Below are 15,466 nucleotides of genomic sequence, written 5' to 3' on the forward strand. Positions count from 1 at the left end.
TCTCCCTTACTTGCTCAGGATGTGATTCAACGGTGGCCGATCAGGATGGTCAGGTCGCGGCGAGCGCCACCGTGGGGGCCAGCCCGGCGGCGCGTACCGCCGGATAGAGACCGGCCACGCCGCCGATCATCAGAGTCGAGCCGACCCCACCTCCCATCACCCACGGCGGCACCACCACCGGCCAGCCCTGCGTAGCGGCGTACGCGGCGGTGACCGCCGAACCGATCACCACGCCCGCCCCGCCGCCGAGCGCGGACAGCAGCAGCGACTCGGTGAGGAACTGCAGGCACACCTGGCTCCGGGTGGCGCCCAGGGAGCGTCTGAGGCCCACTTCGCCGCGGCGCTCCAGAACCGAGATGACCATGGTGTTGGCGACACCGATCCCACCGACCAGCAGCGCCACGCCGCCCAGCCCCAGCAGCAGCCCGGTGAAAGCCTTGTCGCCGGCCTGCTGGGCGACGAGTGCGTCGGAGGGGCGGGAGACCTTCACGGTGGTGGGGTCGGCCGGGTTCGCGGTCGGGCCGATCAACTCCCGTACCCTGCCGACGGACTTCTCGGCGGCCCGGGTGTAGACGAGGGTCGGGTGACCGTCGAAGCCGAGGTATTTCTTGGCCGCGTCCCAGCCGACCAGAGCGGCGGTGTCCAGCTCGGGGGCGAGCGGCACCGGGGCGAGGATGCCTGCGACGGTGAACCACTGGCCGCCGAGCCAGACCCTGGTGTCCGGCCCGGGTTCGGTGACGCCCAGCAGCTGCGCAGTGGTGGCACCGAGGACGGCCACCGGATACTCGCCCGTGGCCTCGTTGAGCCAGTTGCCGCGCGCCATGGTGGCGCCCACCGACTTCAGCAGATCCTGCCGGGCACCCGCGGCGGTGATCCCGTTGGACTGCGCCTTTGGGATCTTGTCCGTCCGGTAGGTCTTCACGCCGTCGATCGTCCCGATCGCGGTGGCCGACTCCGCACCCCCGATCCGGCCAATCATGTCCATGGCTTCCTCGGGCAACCTCGCCGTGCCGCCGTCGAGGGACTGCCCGGGCGTGGCTGTCAGCAGATTCGTGCCGAGCCGGGCGAGGGTACGGTCCAGCTCGGCCCGGCTGGAGCTGGAGATACCGACGACCGAGACCATGGCCGCGATGCCGATGGCGATGCCGAGCGCGGACAGCAGGACGCGTACGGGGCGGCTGCGCAGGCCGAATCCTCCGACACGTACACAGTCGGCGGGGCTGAGACGGGCCGGGGTCAGCATGTGGCCCCCAGCGCGACGGAATCGGTGGCGGTCGCGGTGGCGGTGGCGGTGGCGGTGGCGGAATCGGACTGCACTCGTCCGTCGAGCATGGCGACCTGTCGGGGCAGCGAGTCCGCGATGGAGCGGTCGTGGGTGATGACGAGGATGGTGGTGCCCGATTCGTGCAGCTCGTGCAGCAGCTCCATCACCGCCGCACCCGCCTTGGAGTCGAGCGCTCCGGTGGGCTCGTCGGCGAGCAGGACGGCCGGTTCGCCGACCACCGCACGGGCGATCGCGACGCGCTGCCTCTCACCGCCGGACAGCTCGTGCGGGCGGTGGTCGAGGCGATGGCCGAGCCCCACCCGTTCCAGGGCGGCCGCCGCCCGCTCGCGGCGCGTGCGCTGTCCGGTGCCGCTGTAGAGGAGTCCGTACGCGACGCTGTCGAGCGCGGAGACGCCGGCCGGGAGGTGGAACTGCTGGAAGACGAAGCCGATGCTCTGCGCGCGCAGGGCCGAGAGCTGCCGGTCGGAGAGGGCGGCCACGTCATGGCCGTCGATGACAACGCCGCCCGAGGTGGGCCGGTCCAGTGTCCCAATCACGTTCAGCATGGTGGATTTCCCAGACCCGGAAGGCCCGACGATCGCGGCCATTTCACCGCGGTGAACGGTCAGGCTGACGCCGACGAGCGCGGCGACTCCCCCGGCGTACGTACGGGTCACCTCCTCCAGTACGACGACGGATGAGCCGGCGGCAGAGGCGAGTGCGGTCACTTGGGCACCCCCACCCTCAAGCCCTCGCGCAGCCCCTTGCCGGTGACCTCGACCCGGCCCTGGGCGAAGAGCCCGAGCGTGACGGGCACGGTACGGGTCCGGCCGCCGCCCTCGACGACCTGCACTGCGTACCCACCATCGTCAGGCAGCGCCACCAGTGCGGTGACGGGCACGGACATGGCCTTCTGCGCGGTGGCGCTGATGAACTTCACATCCACCGTGGCCGCGTCCAGGCCCTTCAGCTTCTTCTGATCGGGGATCTCGATCTCCACCTCGACCTTGGTCTGCGGCTTTTCACCGCCGCCGCCCTGCTGTGCGGCGTCGTCCTTGGGCGGTGACACCGTCCGTACGGTGCCGACCTTCCCCGTGACGGTGGTGCCATCGGGCAGGACCACACCCACAGACGCGCCCTTCTTGGCCAACCCCTGGTCACCGACGCCCAGTTCGGCGCTGACGCGCTTCTCCCGGCTCGTGTGCCTCAGGATTGTGCCGTTCACCGGATCGCCCACGGCGGCCTCCAGTGCGGCGACACGGATCAGTCCGGAGGCGAAGGCGGCCTGCCCATTCTTGAGCTCGCCGGTCGTCTTCACGCCCCGCTTCTTCTGGAACGCGCGGAGTGCGGCAGCTGTACGGGCGGTGTAGTCGTCCCCGTCGGGGGCGTCGTAACCCAGCGCCCGCAGGTTGTCGTTGAGCTGCTCGACATCCGGCCCCTCGGTGCCGGGCACCAGGTCCCGGTACATCGGGACGGTGCCGTACATCAGCGTCACGGGCTGGTTGTCGACCTTGTAGAGCGTATCCCCGCGCCCCACCGTCGACCCCGGCTCCGGTAACCAGGTGACCGTGCCGGGCAGTCGGCCGCTCACCGTGACCGGATCCCCGTAGCCCAGTTCGCCCGCGACCAGCTTTGAGGCGGCCAGATCGCTGCGGCTGATCTCACCGGTGGCAGACGGCAGTTGGGCGGAATGTGTCGCGGCCGTCGTGTCGGCACCGTCGCCCAGTCCAAGTGCGGCAACGGACACCCCGCCCCCGGCCAGCACCACCACACCCGTGACCAGCACGGTCTTCGGCCATCGCTTCCGGCTCACTGGCCGCTCACGTCCCGCTCCTCGCCCTTCATGTACTGCTTGCATGCCGCCATCGCCTTCTTGAACGTCGGCGTGCTCTGGGCCGCCTCGCCCTGTGGTGGGATGAAGGCGCCGTTCACCGGGTCGTCGACCTCGACGCCGTTCTTCCGGAAGCATTTGGCCAGTTCCAGAGCCTCCTTCTGGAAATCGGCCATCTCCTCTTCGGTGTGCGCCTGAGGGGCGTACTTCTTGCATGCATCCTGCGCGGCTTCCACCTTGGCCCGTGGAAGGTCTGCGGGGAACTGGTTCACCTGTTCACCGGGCTTGGGGTCCGCAACGTCAACGCCCTGGTCCCGTAGGCACTTCGCGTACTGAAGGCTCTTGTCCTTGCCGCTGTCGGCGGCCTCGTCCCCGCCTTCGCCGTCGCTACGGCCGCACGCTGCCAGCGACACGACCGCCGCCGTTGCCACCCCGGAGACGGCCAGCATCCGGCGGGCGCTGCGCCATCGGTTTCTCCGCGCCGTAAGCATCAGCATTCATGGCTCCTCTTGTCGGGCGGGCGGCCTCGCGCCGTCCAGCCGTATCAAGGGATACGGGGAGGGATGTTGCGCAGAGTTTTCGCGGCGTTCCGCGCCACACGAGAGGGCCTGGCCGTTTGGTCACATGGCGAGTTGGCAGACTCTGGATCAGAACTGCCTTACGAATGGCGCACTTTCCGAGTCCGCTGTCCTACCGATGGAGTGTTCATGGACCTGACCCACCGCAAGCTCTACTCGCTCGATCCCAACGCTGACCCCGGTGACGAAGCGAGACAGCTTCGCGCTCAGGGCCCCCTGGTTCCGGTGGAGTTGCCCGGGGGTGTAGCAGCCTGGGCAGCCACGGACCTCGCCACCGCGAAGGCCGTTCTCGGCCATGAGGATCTGACCAAGGACCCTGAGCACTGGCCTGCCCTGAAGGCGGGCCGGATACCGGACGAATGGGAGCTGATCGCCCTCGTCCGAGGAGCGGCGATGCTCCATGAGGGCGGCGACGATCACCGCCGGCTGCGGCAGCTGGTGAGCTCCGCTTTCAATCGATCCCGAACCTTTGCCGACTCGGTGACAGCCAGACATCGCGGAGGGAGCACAGCATGATCGGTCGTAGGTTACGTCTGCTGTCGGTCGGCCTGGGGGTGGCCTGCGTCGTGCAGATGCTGGTCGCCGCGGCGCCGAGTGCACCGCGGGCTGACACATGCGCGGTCAAGTCGAAGCCCTCGGACAAGGTGCTCCAGGGGTACTGGGAGAACTGGGATGGCGCGGCGAACGGCGTTCACCCACCGTTCGGATGGACTCCGATCACCGACACCCGCATCCGTGATCACGGCTACAACGTCGTCAACGCGGCATTCCCGGTCATTCGCTCCGACGGCACTGTCCTGTGGGAGGACGGGATGGACGCGACGGTCAAGGTCGCGACCCCGGCCGAAATGTGCCGGGCCAAGGCGGCCGGTCTCACCATCCTGATGTCCATCGGCGGTGCGACGGCCGGTATCGACCTCAGCTCCAGCACCGTCGCCGACCGGTTCGTCCAGACGGTGGTGCCCATCCTGAAGGCGTACAACTTCGACGGCATCGACATCGACATCGAGACAGGCCTCATTGGCAGCGGCAACATCAACCAGCTGTCGACATCGCAGGCCAACCTCGTTCGCATCATCGACGGCGTGCTCGCCCAGATGCCCCCCAACTTCGGCCTGACGATGGCGCCCGAGACGGCCTACGTCACCGGCGGCAGCGTGGCATACGGCTCGATCTGGGGCGCGTACCTGCCAATTGTGAAGAAGTACGCGGACAACGGCCGGCTCTGGTGGCTGAACATGCAGTACTACAACGGCAGCATGTACGGGTGCTCCGGCGACTCGTACTCCGCCGGCACGGTCCAAGGATTCACCGCCCAGACGGACTGCCTGAACAAGGGTCTGGTCGTCCAGGGCACCACGATCAGGGTCCCCTACGACAAGCAGGTTCCGGGATTGCCGGCACAACCGGGCGCCGGAGGCGGCTACATGTCGCCGAACCTGGTGTCGCAGGCCTGGAACAACTACAACAACGGGCTGAAGGGACTGATGACCTGGTCGATCAACTGGGACGGGTCGAAGGGATGGACGTTCGGGAACAACGTCAAGGCTCTGCAGCGCCGCTGAAGTGTGCTGATCTCAGGGTTCACTGCTCGCGCATGCCCCAGGGTGAGCCGTACTCCGTCAGCAGATCCAGGAAGGGCCGGGCGGGGAGGGCCTCGGGGCCGAGGACGCCGCTGCCGGACCAGGTGCCTGCGGCGATCAGTTCCAGGGCCACGACGGGGTTGATGGCGGTCTGCCACACGACCGCCTGGCAGCCGTACTCGCGCATGGACCACTGGTTGTCGACCACGTGATACAGGTAAACCTCGCGCGGGCGGCCGTCCTTGGTGCCCTTGACCCAAGTGCCCGCGCAGGTCTTGCCGTGCATGCGCTCTCCGAGGGCTGCCGGGTCCGGCAGGCAGGCGGCGACCACGTCACGCGGGGAGACGCGGACCGTGCCCGATCCGTCCGCCGCGGGCACCGGCACGGGATCTGTGCGGTCGAGGCCCAGCAGGTGCAGCGTCTGCAGCGTGCGGATGAAATCCTCGCCGAGGCCGTACTTGAAGGTGACGCGTCCCGCGTCCACCCAGCGCGGCACGAGCAGGACCTCCTCGTGCTCGACGTTGACACACTCGACGGGTCCGATCCCCTCGGGGAAGTCGAACACTTCGGGCTCGCTGAAGGGGGCGGTGGTGAACCAGCCACGGCCGGCCTCGTAGACGACGGGCGCATTGAGGCATTCCTCGATGGTGGTCCAGATGCTGAACGAGGGCGCGAAGTCGTAGCCGTCGACCGTGAGGTTCGCCCCGTCGCGGATGCCGATCTCCTCGATCTCGTCGAAGAGTTCATCGGCGGCATGCCGGGCGAAGACGTCGGACAGTCCCGGCTCGACGCCGATGCCGACGAGCGCGAGGGATCCGGCCTTCTCCCAGTCCGCGGCGCGCTCGAACTGGGTGTCGCCGAGCTTGACGCCACAGAGCTCGTACGGGCGCTCCGGGTGCGGGCGGGACAGCGACATCGCCATGTCCAGGTACTGCGCCCCGGCGGCCAGGGCCGCCTGGAACAGCGGCATCACGAAGCGGGGGTCGGTGGCGTTAAGCAGGACGTCGCAGCGCTGCCGGTGCAGCAGGGAGGTGACGGCGGCCTCATCGCTCGCGTCGATCCGTTCGGCGCTGAAGCGGCCGTCCGGCTCCAGTGCCGCGACGGCGGCCTCGGCGCGCGAGAGGTCATAGTCGGCAACAACCACGTGGTCGAAGAAGGACCGGCGGGCCGCGATCCGGGTGATGGCGGTACCGACGCCGCCGGCCCCCACGAGAAGAACACGCATGACAAAGCTCCATTTCCAGACACAGCGTGCAGGGCGCTGCTGATGGGCGCGGTGCCTGTTGAACCCGATCCAACGCGCACACCGTTGTTAACGTCAATGGCGTTGGCATAAGGTCGATGGGTCATGGCGATGGTCGTGGAAGGAGCCTGCCGTGCCCAAGCCCGTGGTACCGGAGGAGTCCCGGAGGCGGCGGCGTCCCACGAAGAACGGCGCGGTGCTCTCGGAGCAGCTGATCGTGGAGACCGCGCTGCGCATGCTGCGGGAGCACGGGAGCGCGGGCCTGACCGTCCGCCGCCTCGGCACTGCCCTGGGGGCGGACCCGAGCACGCTGTACCGGTACTTCAGCGGCATCGACGACCTGACGCTCGCCATCGGGAACGTGCTCGTGGGACGTGCCCTGGCGGGGTGGCAGGGCACTGGCGACTGGCGCACCGACCTGCGGGAGCTGGGGCTGCGCATCCACACCGCGTATCTCGGACATCCCCAGGCGGCTGTGCTGACCGCCAGCCGGGTGAGCGGCAAGGGGTGGGAGGTGGCGGCTGACGAGACGATCCTGGGGCTGCTGCGCACAGCCGGCTTCGCGGAGGCCGACGCGGTCCGGATCTATCAGGCGTTCATCGACCAGAGCCTGGCATTCGCCGCGCTGGACGCAGCCTCACTGGCGCTGTCGGCGGCGGCACGCGCGGCGGACGAGGAAGTCTGGCAGGCCACATACGCCAGGCTGCCTGCCGCGACCCATCCGCACATCGCAGCGACCGCGCACCTGCTGGTCGCCCGGATGAACCAGAGCGCGTATCCCACCGCGCTGGAGATGCTCCTGGACAGCGCATCAGCCCAGCTCAGCACAGCGCAACGCAGGAACGGCGGCGGAAGTACGAGCGGGGGCGGAGGCCGGGGCGGGGGCGGAGGCCGGGGCGGAGGCGGGGGCGGGGGCGGGGGCGGGAGCGGCTGAGCCTGCGGTGAGCCCCCGGCCGCACCCCAGGCCTGGTCAGCCGGGCCAGGTTCCGGTCAGGCGGTGCACGGTGCTGGCGCCACCGCGGTCGACCGCAGCCTTGACCGCGGCGAAGATCGCGCCTTGCAGCGTGGCGGCGATCAGAACTTCCCGCCAGCTGCGGTCCTGGTCGGTGGCGTCCGGGGCGTCTTCGTCATGGCCAATGGCCTTCCACACTTGCTTGAAGACCGCGCTGGCGACCGCACCGCTCAAGGCGCCCAGTGCAAAGCCGACCGGCTTGTAGGCAACCTTCGACGCTTGCATCAATTCCTCCTGCTGCGTCGTATGAGGACGAACACGCCGAGCGCGGCCACGCCGGCGGTGATGAGCAGGACCCGGTTACCGCGCGCCAATTCGACTGCCTGACCCGCCCTTGCTCGCACCGGCTCCGGAGTGCTGTCCTCGATCTTCTCTCCCAGGACGTGGGCACTCTCGGTCAGGTGCTGCTTTGCGTGCGCGGCCTTCTCACGTACCGGCTCGGGGGTCTTGTCCTGGGCCCTGTGCAGAGCGTGGGCGGCCTTGTCCTGCACCTGGCTCTTCACCTTCGCCGCCTTCTGCTGTGCCTGTGCTTTGACATCCGCCTTGCCGGCCAGCGCTTCGACCGTCTGACCGAGCTCCTCGCGGGTGACCTCCACCTGCTCACGCAGTTCCTCAGTGGTGGGCGTGGAGTCCTTCTGGGACTTGTCCGTCATCGGTGTGCCCTCTCCTTGATCTCGGCCACGTCGGCCTTGACACTGTCGATGGCCTGCTCGGGGGTGGGCGGGCCGGCCTGGCCCACCTGCTTCTTGCCCACGGCGGCGAGCACGGCCGCCACCGCAATCAGGACGGCGGCTACGACAAGCGCCGCGACCCACAACGGCCAGACCAGGTCCAGAGCCACGATCGCGGTGGCGGCAAGCGCCTGCAGGGCGATGAAGCCGATCACTCCGGCTCCGCTGAACAGACCTCCGCCGACCCCGAACCGCTTGCCCTTCTGCTTCATCTCCGCCTGCGCAAGCCGCAGCTCCTGCCGCATCAGCTGAGAGATCTGCTCGGACGCCTGCTTGACCAGATCGCTCACAGAGGCGTCGGTGTCCTGCCGCGGCGGTGGATGGTCCACTGACCTGCTCATCGTCGTGACCTGCCTTTCGTTGCTCAACCGGCATCCACATCCCGGCTCAGTCGCTGCCCGTCTCCTTGCGCTCCTCCTCACTCCACTTGCGGGTGTCGCGGGGCTGGACGTAGGGCTCCTCGCCCTCGGGGTGGCCACCGATGATCGCGCGTTCACGGGCCAGCTCCGCGTCGAATTCCAGACCCAGCAGGATCGCCAGATTCGTGATCCACAACCAGACCAGGAAGACGATCACCCCGGCCAGGGTGCCGTAGGTCTTGTTGTAGGAGGCGAAGTTCGCCACGTACAGCGCGAAGCCGGCCGAGGCGATCATCCAGATCACCAGGGCCAGGAAACTGCCCGGGGTGACCCACTTGAAGCCACGGCCCCTCGCGTTCGGCGACGCCCAGTACAGGATCGCGATCATGATGGTGACCAACAGGACCAGGACCGGCCATTTGGCGATCGACCACACTGTCAGCGCCGTGTCTCCCATCCCGATCGCCGTACCCACCTGCTCGGCAAGGCCGCCGGTGAACACGACGAGCAGCGCGCTGACGCACGCCATGATCATCAGCACCAGCGTCAGAGCCAGGCGCAGAGGGGTGACCTTCCACACCGGCCGTCCCTCGGGGATGTCGTAGACGGCATTGGAGGAGCGGATGAACGCGGCCACATACCCAGACGCCGACCACAGCGCAATCAGCAGACCGACAATCGCCAGGATGGATCCGGTGCCGCTGCTGGCCTGCAGTTGCTCGACCGCGCCTGTGATGATGTCGCGGGCTGAGCCGGGGGTGAGCTGCTTGAGGTTGTCGAGGATGCTCTTTGTCGCCGACTCACCCGCGATCCCCAGCAGCGAGACCAGCACCAGCAGCGCGGGGAAGAGTGCCAGCACCCCGTAGTAGGTCAGCGCGGCCGCCCGGTCGGCCAGCTCGTCGTCCTTGAACTCCGCCACCGTCCGCCGAAGCACCGCCCACCACGACTTCTTGGGCATGTCGGTCGGTTCGCTCGGCGCATCCCGCTCCACCTGCGGATCGGGCCCCACAGGCCTGTCCGTCCGGGCGCCCGCTGCCCCGGCTCCGGGCTCATGCCGGCCATCCTGGGGCTGCGCTTCCTCGCGTCTGCGTCGCTGAATCCCTGCCATGACATTGCGGGTAGCCGCAAGTCCGCGTTACGAAACACCATGTAAGCCTTCAAATCACTATTCATCTTCGGCGAGCGGCAGGGCCCGGTTAAGCGGGTGCCCGAATTGCAGGCATTCAAGGATTTGCGTGATGTTCGAGGTCGGCGGGGTACCCCGAAGCGGTGAAGGCGGTCCGTCGCGCCCAGGAGGTGACGTCGATGAGCCGCACCGACACCGAGGGCCCTGGGCAGCAGTACGACGCCACCCCTTATCTGCCCGGCCGTGGCGGTATTCCGGCACACCGCCGCGCCGCGGCGAAGTGCCAGGGCTGCCCGCTGTTCGAGAACGCCACGCAGACCGTGTTCGGAGCGGGAACCGCGGCGGCACGGATCATGCTCGTCGGGGAGCAGCCCGGCGATCAGGAGGACCGGCAGGGCGAGCCGTTCGTCGGACCCGCCGGGGGCCTGCTGAGGAAGGCGCTGCGGGAGGCGGGCATCGACGTGGAAGAGGCGTACGTGACCAATGCGGTGAAGCACTTCAAGTTCACCGAGGCGCGGGGCAAACGCCGCATCCACAAGTCACCGGACTTGCGTGAGATGACCGCGTGCCGCCCCTGGCTGGCGGCGGAGCTGCGCATGGTCGGCCCGGACGTGGTCGTCGCGCTGGGTGCGACCGCCGGCAAGGCCCTGCTGGGAACGTCGTTCCGGGTGAGCAAGGAGCGGGGCGCGCTCATCCCGCTCCCCGGCGAGCAGCCGAAGGCGTACGTGGTGGCGACCCTTCATCCCTCGGCCGTCCTGCGCTCGGACGACCGCGAAGCCGCCTACACCGGCCTCGTCTCGGACCTTCGGGCGGCCGCCGAAGCACTCCACCGGGCGCCACGATGACCCGGCCGGCGTGATATCCGGCCGGCAGTGGGTACCCCTGCAAGTCGCCGAGTACCCGCGCGGCAGACAGGCTGCCCCGCGGATCCGGTGAGAGGAGACGCAGTAATGAGCACGGTGCAGGAAACGGTCGAGGTCGAAGTCCCCGTCCGCACCGCCTACAACCAGTGGACGCAGTTCGAGGAGTTCCCGAACTTCATGGAGGGCGTCGAGGAGGTCAGGCAGGTGGACGACGTACACAACCACTGGACCACCAAGATCGGAGGCGTACGACGGGAGTTCGACACCGAGATCGTCGACCAGCTCCCGGACGAGCGCATCGCGTGGCGCACCATTGGCGGCGACACCCAGCAGAAGGGCATCGTCAGCTTCCAGCGCCTGGACGACACGCACACACGCGTGCGGCTCGTCATGGACGTCGAACCGAGCGGGGCGGCGGAGAAGACCGCGGACATGGCCGGGTTGATCGACCGGCGCGTCAAGGGCGACATGCGCCGCTTCAAGGAGTACATCGAGCAGAGGGGCGACGAGACCGGCGCATGGCGCGGCCGCGTCAAGCCCGTATGACACCCGCCGCGCACGCCCCGCGCCGCGTGCTTTGACGGTCTGGGCAGGTGAGCCGGACACGGCGCGGGGTGGCAAGGCAACCGGGCAGCTCACCGCCCAAGCACCCACCGGTCCGTTGACCGGCAGGATCGAGGCAACCAATCACCCCACGGACCGGGCCTACCGCAAGGGCGCGCCCGTCGTCGTCAAGCGGATGCCGTACAGCGCGGTCCACGTCACTGTCGACGGGAAGCCCCACGGCCTCTTCTGCGCCGCCGGTGCCGCCGACTCACGCTGCCGCGCGGTCCACGGTTGATTGCCGAGGTGAATTGCCGAGGTGAATTACGTGCGCTCATGGGAGCCGAAGTCTGTCGCGGCCGCCCCGGGGTCCGGGGCGGCCGCGTAGGACCCCGACATCCCCCCACTGTCGGTCACGGCACAGCAGGATCGAGCACGACGGGCAGCTCCGCGAGACCGCGGAAGGCCGGGAACGGAACCTCCATCCAGCGCGCCTCACTCGCGGGGTCGGCCAGAGCCAACCTCGGGAAACGGCTGAACAGACCGGTAAGAGCGAGTTGCATCTCCAGTCTGGCCAGAGGCGCTCCCAGGCAGTAGTGACTGCCCTGGCCGAACCCGAGATGGGCACTTTGCGCGTTCTCCGGTCGCGTCACATCGAACTGGTCCGGCGAGTCGAACTTCAGCGGGTCGCGGTTGGCCGAAGTCAGCGCGATCTGAACCAGGGCGCCCTTCGGAATCCGCGTCCCGGCGATCTCTACATCCTCGGTTGCGTAACGGAACGTCGCGGTCTCCACCGAGCCGTCGTAGCGCACCAGCTCCTCCACCGCCGGCCCGACCAGCTCCGGGTTCTCCTGAACGGCGCGGAGCTGCGCAGGATTGGCGAGGAAGTGGTAGACGGCGTTGCCGATGAGGAGGGCGGTCGTCTTGTGGCCCGCGAACATCAGCAGAAACGCGGTCGAGATCAGCTCGCTCTCGGTGAGCCCGCCGTCATTGTCCCGGGCTACGGTGAGGGCGCTGAGCAGGTCCTCACCCGGGCTGCTGCGCTTACGCGCGAGGAGATCCGCGAAGTACGTGTGCAGACTCTCTTCCGCCTTCTGCTGGGCCTTCTTGGATTCCTCGCCGAACCCGGTGTTGGCCACCGTGGTGGACCAGCCCTGCACCTGAGACCGCTCGTCCGGGGGCACGCCGAGCAGTTCGCAGATCACGGTGATCGGCAGGGGGAACGCGAACGCGGGCAGCAGGTCGACCGGTTCCCGGGTCGGGCATTGGTCCAGCAGCGTCTCGACGACGTCCTGGATCCGGGGCCGCAGCGCCTCCACGCGGCGCGGGGTGAACTCGGAGTTGACCAGCTTGCGCAGCCGGGTGTGCTTGGGCGGGTCGGAGTTGAGCATGTTGTCGTCCAGTGCCACGGACGAGTCACCGAAGATCCTTCGGTAGGCGTCCATGGCGCCGTACATGTCCTTGCTCAGCCGCGGATCCGACAGGGCGGCCCGCGCGTCCTCGTACCGCGTGATCAGGTACGTTTCGACGCCGTGCGGCGGCCGCATGGGGCAGACGGGCGCCTCGTCCCTGAGGTGCGCGTAGACGGGGTGCGGGTTCCGTCTGAACTCGGGGGTGCACCGCGCGGCTGCGGCGACAGGGTCTTCCACGGTGGTCACGGACGGCTCCTGAGGTCGAAGAGGGCCTCGGCGTTGCCGCCGAGGATGAGCTGCCGGGACGCCTTGTCGATCGGCAGCTTTTCGATCATGCGCATGAACTCCTCCAGTGGCACGGACATCGGTGGTGAGTCGGTGCCGAAGAGCAGCCGCTCCGGCCCCAGTACCTCCGCGTTGAGGCCCAGGTGCGCGGGGCTGAATGTGCTGGTGTCGACGTACATGCGCTGGAGCGCCGCGGCCGGGTCGGCCGCCGGCGGGGCGGAAGGCGGCGCCGACGGCGCGCCCCCGCCCCAGTGCCGGGGACGCGCCGCCGTCTGCAGACGTTCCGGCAGCAGTGCCAAAGCGCCGCCGCCGGTGGCACCGATCAGTTGCAGGCCGGGATACTTGTCCAGCCATCCCGCGAACGCGATCATGGCCATGCCCATGGTGATGTCGCCGAACCGGCCGATCTGCTCGACGAAGCCGAAGTCGTCGACCCGCTCGGTGCCGATCGGTTCGGCCGGGGCGTGCACCAGGACCGGCACTCCCATCTCGGCGGCCAGCGCGAAGAAGGAGTCGGCTCGCGGAGAGCCGAGCAGTTCGCCGTGGACACTGGAGGTGGTGATCATGCCGACGAAGGCAGGGTCTGCCAGCGTCTCCCGGACTCCTTCCAGGTGATCGTCGTCGCCGAACGGGTTGGCGTACACGTACCCGCGCAACTGGTCCGGGAACGAGGCGATCAGGCCCGACATCCAGGCGTGGAAGCCTCGCAGCCGGTCTCGTGGCTGCGCGTAGTTGTCGACGCCGGGGACTCGCGCCATCGCGCCGGCGCCGACCGGACTGCCGATGATGGTGAGGTCGATCCCGGCCTGAGCGCGGGCGGCGAGCATTCCGTCGACGTCGGTGAGGCTGGGGGGCATGGGGAAGCGTCGGGCGGCCTCCGGTGGGGACAGATGCCCGTGGATGTCGATGATCATGTGTGAGTTCCCGGGTTCGGTGTGAGGGCATGGGTGACCGCGACACAGTCCTCGTCGCCGAATCCCTGCTCGGTAGCGCGGGCGTGGGTCTCCGCGGCTGCGGCTGCGAGCGGAAGTCGCAGCCCGGCCGCGACGGCCTGGTCCGCGACGAGCATGAGGTCCTTGGCCATCAGGCGCAGCCGGAAGTCCGGCTTGTCGAAGTGCCCGGCTGCCAGGCGCTTCGACTTGAACGCCATGACCGGCGAGGCGAAGCCGCTGCCCGCGATCGTGCTGAGGACGAGTTTCCGGTCGAGTCCGGTGGCGGCCGCCAACTCGACGGCCTCGGCCAGAGCCTGCACCTCAATCCCCATCAGCAGGTTGAGGAGCAGCTTCATCCGCATGCCGGAACCGAGTTCGCCGAGGTGGACGACCTCCTTGCCCAGCAGTTCGAGCAGCGGCCGCCCCGCGGTGAAGACCCGCTCCTCGCCGCCGACGAACAGCCGCAACTCGCCGGTGCGGGCGTGCTCACGGTTGCCCAGCATGCCGACGTCCAGAACGGAGTGCGTGTTCCCGGTGAGGCGGACGACCTCTTCGGGGGCGACCGTGCTGGCGCAGACCAGGGCGCCGGGGTACGGGGCCCCGGTCAGGACCCCGTCCGGTCCTCGCAGCACGGCGCCGAGGGCTTCGCCGTCGGCCACGGTGCAGATGGCAGCGCTCGTTCCCTCGACGGCATCGGCCGGGTGGGCTGCGGCGAAGGCGCCGGCCTTGGCGAGCGGACCAGTCCGCTCCGCGGTGCGGTTCCAGACCCGTACCTGAATGCCCTGGTCCAGAAGGCGGGTGGCCAGACCGGTGCCCATCGTGCCGAGACCGAGGACGGCGACAGGGCCGCTGGGGCGCGTCATGCCTTCCCTCCCACGGTCTCCTGAATGACCCGGAACCGCAGCGACTGGGTCTGGTCGACCCACTCGCGCAGCGGAGCCACCAGTGCGCGGTGGTCCTCGCCCTGCTGCCATGCGAAGAAGTGCTCGGGCGTCTCCCACTCGCTGGTGATCACCCACTGCCGGGAGTCGTCGAGGGGCTCTCCCAGTCGGTCGACGAGGTGTCCGGGTACACGAGCGACGGACTTGCGTATCCGCTCGTACACGTCCCGAAACCCTTGCTCGCCGCCTTCAATGACGTGGACTGCGTACACCACGGACAGCCTCTCGGCCGATTGGCCCTTCTGCGCAGTGCTCATGTCTCCTCCTGATGGTGAGATCTGGCAGAACACGACTCCAACCGACTCATGGCTCCCGTGGCGACGCAACTCCGACATGGGGACAGCCCAACGGAGACAAGGGCTCCGCCGCGTTTGCTAGCCCGTACGGGTGAGAGTCGAAGGGCCCTTTTCGGAGGTGATTCCGGACGCCTCGCGTCACACCAACGGGGGGCTTCTTGGGCCTCGAGGATTGGTAGCGGCCACACTGCCTGCGACGCCGGCTCGTCCCGGAGAACGGCAACCCCGGGGCAGCCGTGATGCGCCCTTCGAACCCGCGGAGTCCGCCACGGCGCCGACGCCTCGAGGAACTCAGGCCGGACAGTCGACCACTCTGCTCCTTCGCTCGGTCGAGCCACGCCAGCCCCGCCCTCAGCGAAGCAACGCCTCCGCCGCCCCTGAAGACGAGGGAGCGGCGTCCCCCGGGCGACGGGCAGCTCTCGTCGAGTTGCCCGGGCCGATGCCCAACCGGCCCCGCCTGACCGCCC

At 68.8% G+C, this 15,466-nt stretch carries 19 protein-coding genes; 6 read left to right on the plus strand and 13 right to left on the minus strand.

The window, feature by feature from the left end; all coding sequences use genetic code 11:
* Nucleotides 1-49: 49 nt before the first annotated feature.
* The 4 genes from QFZ67_RS02710 to QFZ67_RS02725 are packed head-to-tail and all read right to left on the minus strand — an operon-like array spanning nt 50 to nt 3,592.
* A complete protein-coding gene (locus QFZ67_RS02710; RefSeq protein WP_307659467.1) occupies nt 50-1,243 on the minus strand; it encodes an ABC transporter permease in 1,194 nt (397 codons plus the stop codon).
* A complete protein-coding gene (locus QFZ67_RS02715) occupies nt 1,237-1,992 on the minus strand; it encodes an ABC transporter ATP-binding protein (RefSeq protein ID WP_307659468.1) in 756 nt (251 codons plus the stop codon). The genes QFZ67_RS02710 and QFZ67_RS02715 overlap by 7 nt, the downstream gene beginning before the upstream one ends.
* On the minus strand, nt 1,989-3,077 hold the full coding sequence (locus QFZ67_RS02720; RefSeq protein WP_307659469.1) for a peptidoglycan-binding protein: 1,089 nt from the start codon (nt 3,075-3,077) through the stop codon (nt 1,989-1,991). The genes QFZ67_RS02715 and QFZ67_RS02720 overlap by 4 nt, the downstream gene beginning before the upstream one ends.
* A complete protein-coding gene (locus QFZ67_RS02725) occupies nt 3,074-3,592 on the minus strand; it encodes a hypothetical protein (protein ID WP_307659470.1) in 519 nt (172 codons plus the stop codon). Before QFZ67_RS02725 ends, QFZ67_RS02720 begins: the two co-directional genes overlap by 4 nt.
* 210 nt (nt 3,593-3,802) lie before the next feature.
* On the opposite strand from QFZ67_RS02725, the gene QFZ67_RS02730 reads away from it, so the two are divergent.
* The gene (locus QFZ67_RS02730; RefSeq protein WP_307659471.1) at nt 3,803-4,189 is read left to right on the plus strand and encodes a hypothetical protein; all 387 of its coding nucleotides are present in this window, start codon (nt 3,803-3,805) and stop codon (nt 4,187-4,189) included.
* On the plus strand, nt 4,186-5,238 hold the full coding sequence (locus QFZ67_RS02735) for a chitinase (protein ID WP_307659472.1): 1,053 nt from the start codon (nt 4,186-4,188) through the stop codon (nt 5,236-5,238). Before QFZ67_RS02730 ends, QFZ67_RS02735 begins: the two co-directional genes overlap by 4 nt.
* Before the next feature lie 19 nt (nt 5,239-5,257).
* Here the strand turns inward: QFZ67_RS02735 and QFZ67_RS02740 are convergent, their stop codons facing one another.
* Complete coding sequence (locus QFZ67_RS02740) at nt 5,258-6,481, minus strand: saccharopine dehydrogenase family protein (protein WP_307659473.1); 1,224 nt, start codon at nt 6,479-6,481, stop codon at nt 5,258-5,260.
* A 151-nt stretch (nt 6,482-6,632) separates the two neighbouring features.
* Here QFZ67_RS02740 and QFZ67_RS02745 point away from each other — a divergent pair, with 151 nt between their 5' ends.
* Nucleotides 6,633-7,433, plus strand: a complete 801-nt coding sequence (locus QFZ67_RS02745) for a TetR/AcrR family transcriptional regulator (RefSeq protein ID WP_307659474.1) — start codon at nt 6,633-6,635, stop codon at nt 7,431-7,433.
* A 36-nt stretch (nt 7,434-7,469) separates the two neighbouring features.
* Here QFZ67_RS02745 and QFZ67_RS02750 read toward each other — a convergent pair whose 3' ends face one another.
* The 4 genes from QFZ67_RS02750 to QFZ67_RS02765 are packed head-to-tail and all read right to left on the minus strand — an operon-like array spanning nt 7,470 to nt 9,709.
* Nucleotides 7,470-7,736, minus strand: coding sequence for a DUF4235 domain-containing protein (locus QFZ67_RS02750; protein ID WP_307659475.1), 267 nt, complete (start codon nt 7,734-7,736; stop codon nt 7,470-7,472).
* Nucleotides 7,736-8,164, minus strand: a complete 429-nt coding sequence (locus QFZ67_RS02755; RefSeq protein WP_307659476.1) for a DUF3618 domain-containing protein — start codon at nt 8,162-8,164, stop codon at nt 7,736-7,738. Before QFZ67_RS02755 ends, QFZ67_RS02750 begins: the two co-directional genes overlap by 1 nt.
* Nucleotides 8,161-8,583, minus strand: coding sequence for a phage holin family protein (locus tag QFZ67_RS02760; protein WP_307659477.1), 423 nt, complete (start codon nt 8,581-8,583; stop codon nt 8,161-8,163). Before QFZ67_RS02760 ends, QFZ67_RS02755 begins: the two co-directional genes overlap by 4 nt.
* Before the next feature lie 46 nt (nt 8,584-8,629).
* Nucleotides 8,630-9,709 carry a YihY/virulence factor BrkB family protein gene (locus tag QFZ67_RS02765; protein ID WP_373429924.1) on the minus strand — a complete coding sequence of 360 codons (1,080 nt, stop codon included), beginning with the start codon at nt 9,707-9,709 and terminating at the stop codon, nt 8,630-8,632.
* Between the two features lie 197 nt (nt 9,710-9,906).
* Here QFZ67_RS02765 and QFZ67_RS02770 point away from each other — a divergent pair, with 197 nt between their 5' ends.
* The 3 genes from QFZ67_RS02770 (at nt 9,907) to QFZ67_RS02780 (ending at nt 11,431) form a co-directional block, all read left to right on the plus strand.
* Nucleotides 9,907-10,572 carry a UdgX family uracil-DNA binding protein gene (locus QFZ67_RS02770; protein WP_307659478.1) on the plus strand — a complete coding sequence of 222 codons (666 nt, stop codon included), beginning with the start codon at nt 9,907-9,909 and terminating at the stop codon, nt 10,570-10,572.
* A gap of 105 nt (nt 10,573-10,677) precedes the next feature.
* Nucleotides 10,678-11,136, plus strand: a complete 459-nt coding sequence (locus QFZ67_RS02775; protein WP_307659479.1) for an SRPBCC family protein — start codon at nt 10,678-10,680, stop codon at nt 11,134-11,136.
* Nucleotides 11,137-11,167: 31 nt separating this feature from the next.
* Nucleotides 11,168-11,431 (plus strand): hypothetical protein, encoded by a 264-nt coding sequence (locus tag QFZ67_RS02780; RefSeq protein WP_307659480.1) that lies wholly within the window; start codon nt 11,168-11,170, stop codon nt 11,429-11,431.
* 115 nt (nt 11,432-11,546) lie between these two features.
* On the opposite strand, the gene QFZ67_RS02785 is transcribed toward QFZ67_RS02780, so the two are convergent.
* Genes QFZ67_RS02785 through QFZ67_RS02800 form a run of 4 tightly spaced genes read right to left on the minus strand, consistent with a single transcriptional unit; the run spans nt 11,547 to nt 14,960 of the window.
* Nucleotides 11,547-12,791 carry a cytochrome P450 gene (locus QFZ67_RS02785; RefSeq protein ID WP_307659481.1) on the minus strand — a complete coding sequence of 415 codons (1,245 nt, stop codon included), beginning with the start codon at nt 12,789-12,791 and terminating at the stop codon, nt 11,547-11,549.
* The gene (locus QFZ67_RS02790) at nt 12,788-13,744 is read right to left on the minus strand and encodes an amidohydrolase family protein (RefSeq protein WP_307659482.1); all 957 of its coding nucleotides are present in this window, start codon (nt 13,742-13,744) and stop codon (nt 12,788-12,790) included. Before QFZ67_RS02790 ends, QFZ67_RS02785 begins: the two co-directional genes overlap by 4 nt.
* Nucleotides 13,741-14,625 carry an NAD(P)-dependent oxidoreductase gene (locus tag QFZ67_RS02795; protein WP_307659483.1) on the minus strand — a complete coding sequence of 295 codons (885 nt, stop codon included), beginning with the start codon at nt 14,623-14,625 and terminating at the stop codon, nt 13,741-13,743. The genes QFZ67_RS02790 and QFZ67_RS02795 overlap by 4 nt, the downstream gene beginning before the upstream one ends.
* Nucleotides 14,622-14,960 (minus strand): antibiotic biosynthesis monooxygenase, encoded by a 339-nt coding sequence (locus tag QFZ67_RS02800; protein ID WP_307659484.1) that lies wholly within the window; start codon nt 14,958-14,960, stop codon nt 14,622-14,624. The genes QFZ67_RS02795 and QFZ67_RS02800 overlap by 4 nt, the downstream gene beginning before the upstream one ends.
* Nucleotides 14,961-15,466: the final 506 nt, after the last annotated feature.

The organism is Streptomyces sp. V1I1, assembly GCF_030817355.1.
In the GTDB taxonomy this organism is placed as follows: domain Bacteria; phylum Actinomycetota; class Actinomycetes; order Streptomycetales; family Streptomycetaceae; genus Streptomyces.

Bases quoted from the DNA above. Each gene is read 5' to 3' on its own strand.
- QFZ67_RS02710 (WP_307659467.1), bottom strand. From the start codon at position 1,243: ATGCTGACCCCGGCCCGTCTCAGCCCCGCCGACTGTGTACGTGTCGGA.
- QFZ67_RS02725 (WP_307659470.1), bottom strand. From the start codon at position 3,592: ATGCTGATGCTTACGGCGCGGAGAAACCGATGGCGCAGCGCCCGCCGG.
- QFZ67_RS02730 (WP_307659471.1), top strand. From the start codon at position 3,803: ATGGACCTGACCCACCGCAAGCTCTACTCGCTCGATCCCAACGCTGAC.
- QFZ67_RS02735 (WP_307659472.1), top strand. From the start codon at position 4,186: ATGATCGGTCGTAGGTTACGTCTGCTGTCGGTCGGCCTGGGGGTGGCC.
- QFZ67_RS02740 (WP_307659473.1), bottom strand. From the start codon at position 6,481: ATGCGTGTTCTTCTCGTGGGGGCCGGCGGCGTCGGTACCGCCATCACC.
- QFZ67_RS02750 (WP_307659475.1), bottom strand. From the start codon at position 7,736: ATGCAAGCGTCGAAGGTTGCCTACAAGCCGGTCGGCTTTGCACTGGGC.
- QFZ67_RS02755 (WP_307659476.1), bottom strand. From the start codon at position 8,164: ATGACGGACAAGTCCCAGAAGGACTCCACGCCCACCACTGAGGAACTG.
- QFZ67_RS02760 (WP_307659477.1), bottom strand. From the start codon at position 8,583: ATGAGCAGGTCAGTGGACCATCCACCGCCGCGGCAGGACACCGACGCC.
- QFZ67_RS02765 (WP_373429924.1), bottom strand. From the start codon at position 9,709: ATGGCAGGGATTCAGCGACGCAGACGCGAGGAAGCGCAGCCCCAGGAT.
- QFZ67_RS02770 (WP_307659478.1), top strand. From the start codon at position 9,907: ATGAGCCGCACCGACACCGAGGGCCCTGGGCAGCAGTACGACGCCACC.
- QFZ67_RS02775 (WP_307659479.1), top strand. From the start codon at position 10,678: ATGAGCACGGTGCAGGAAACGGTCGAGGTCGAAGTCCCCGTCCGCACC.
- QFZ67_RS02790 (WP_307659482.1), bottom strand. From the start codon at position 13,744: ATGATCATCGACATCCACGGGCATCTGTCCCCACCGGAGGCCGCCCGA.
- QFZ67_RS02795 (WP_307659483.1), bottom strand. From the start codon at position 14,625: ATGACGCGCCCCAGCGGCCCTGTCGCCGTCCTCGGTCTCGGCACGATG.
- QFZ67_RS02800 (WP_307659484.1), bottom strand. From the start codon at position 14,960: ATGAGCACTGCGCAGAAGGGCCAATCGGCCGAGAGGCTGTCCGTGGTG.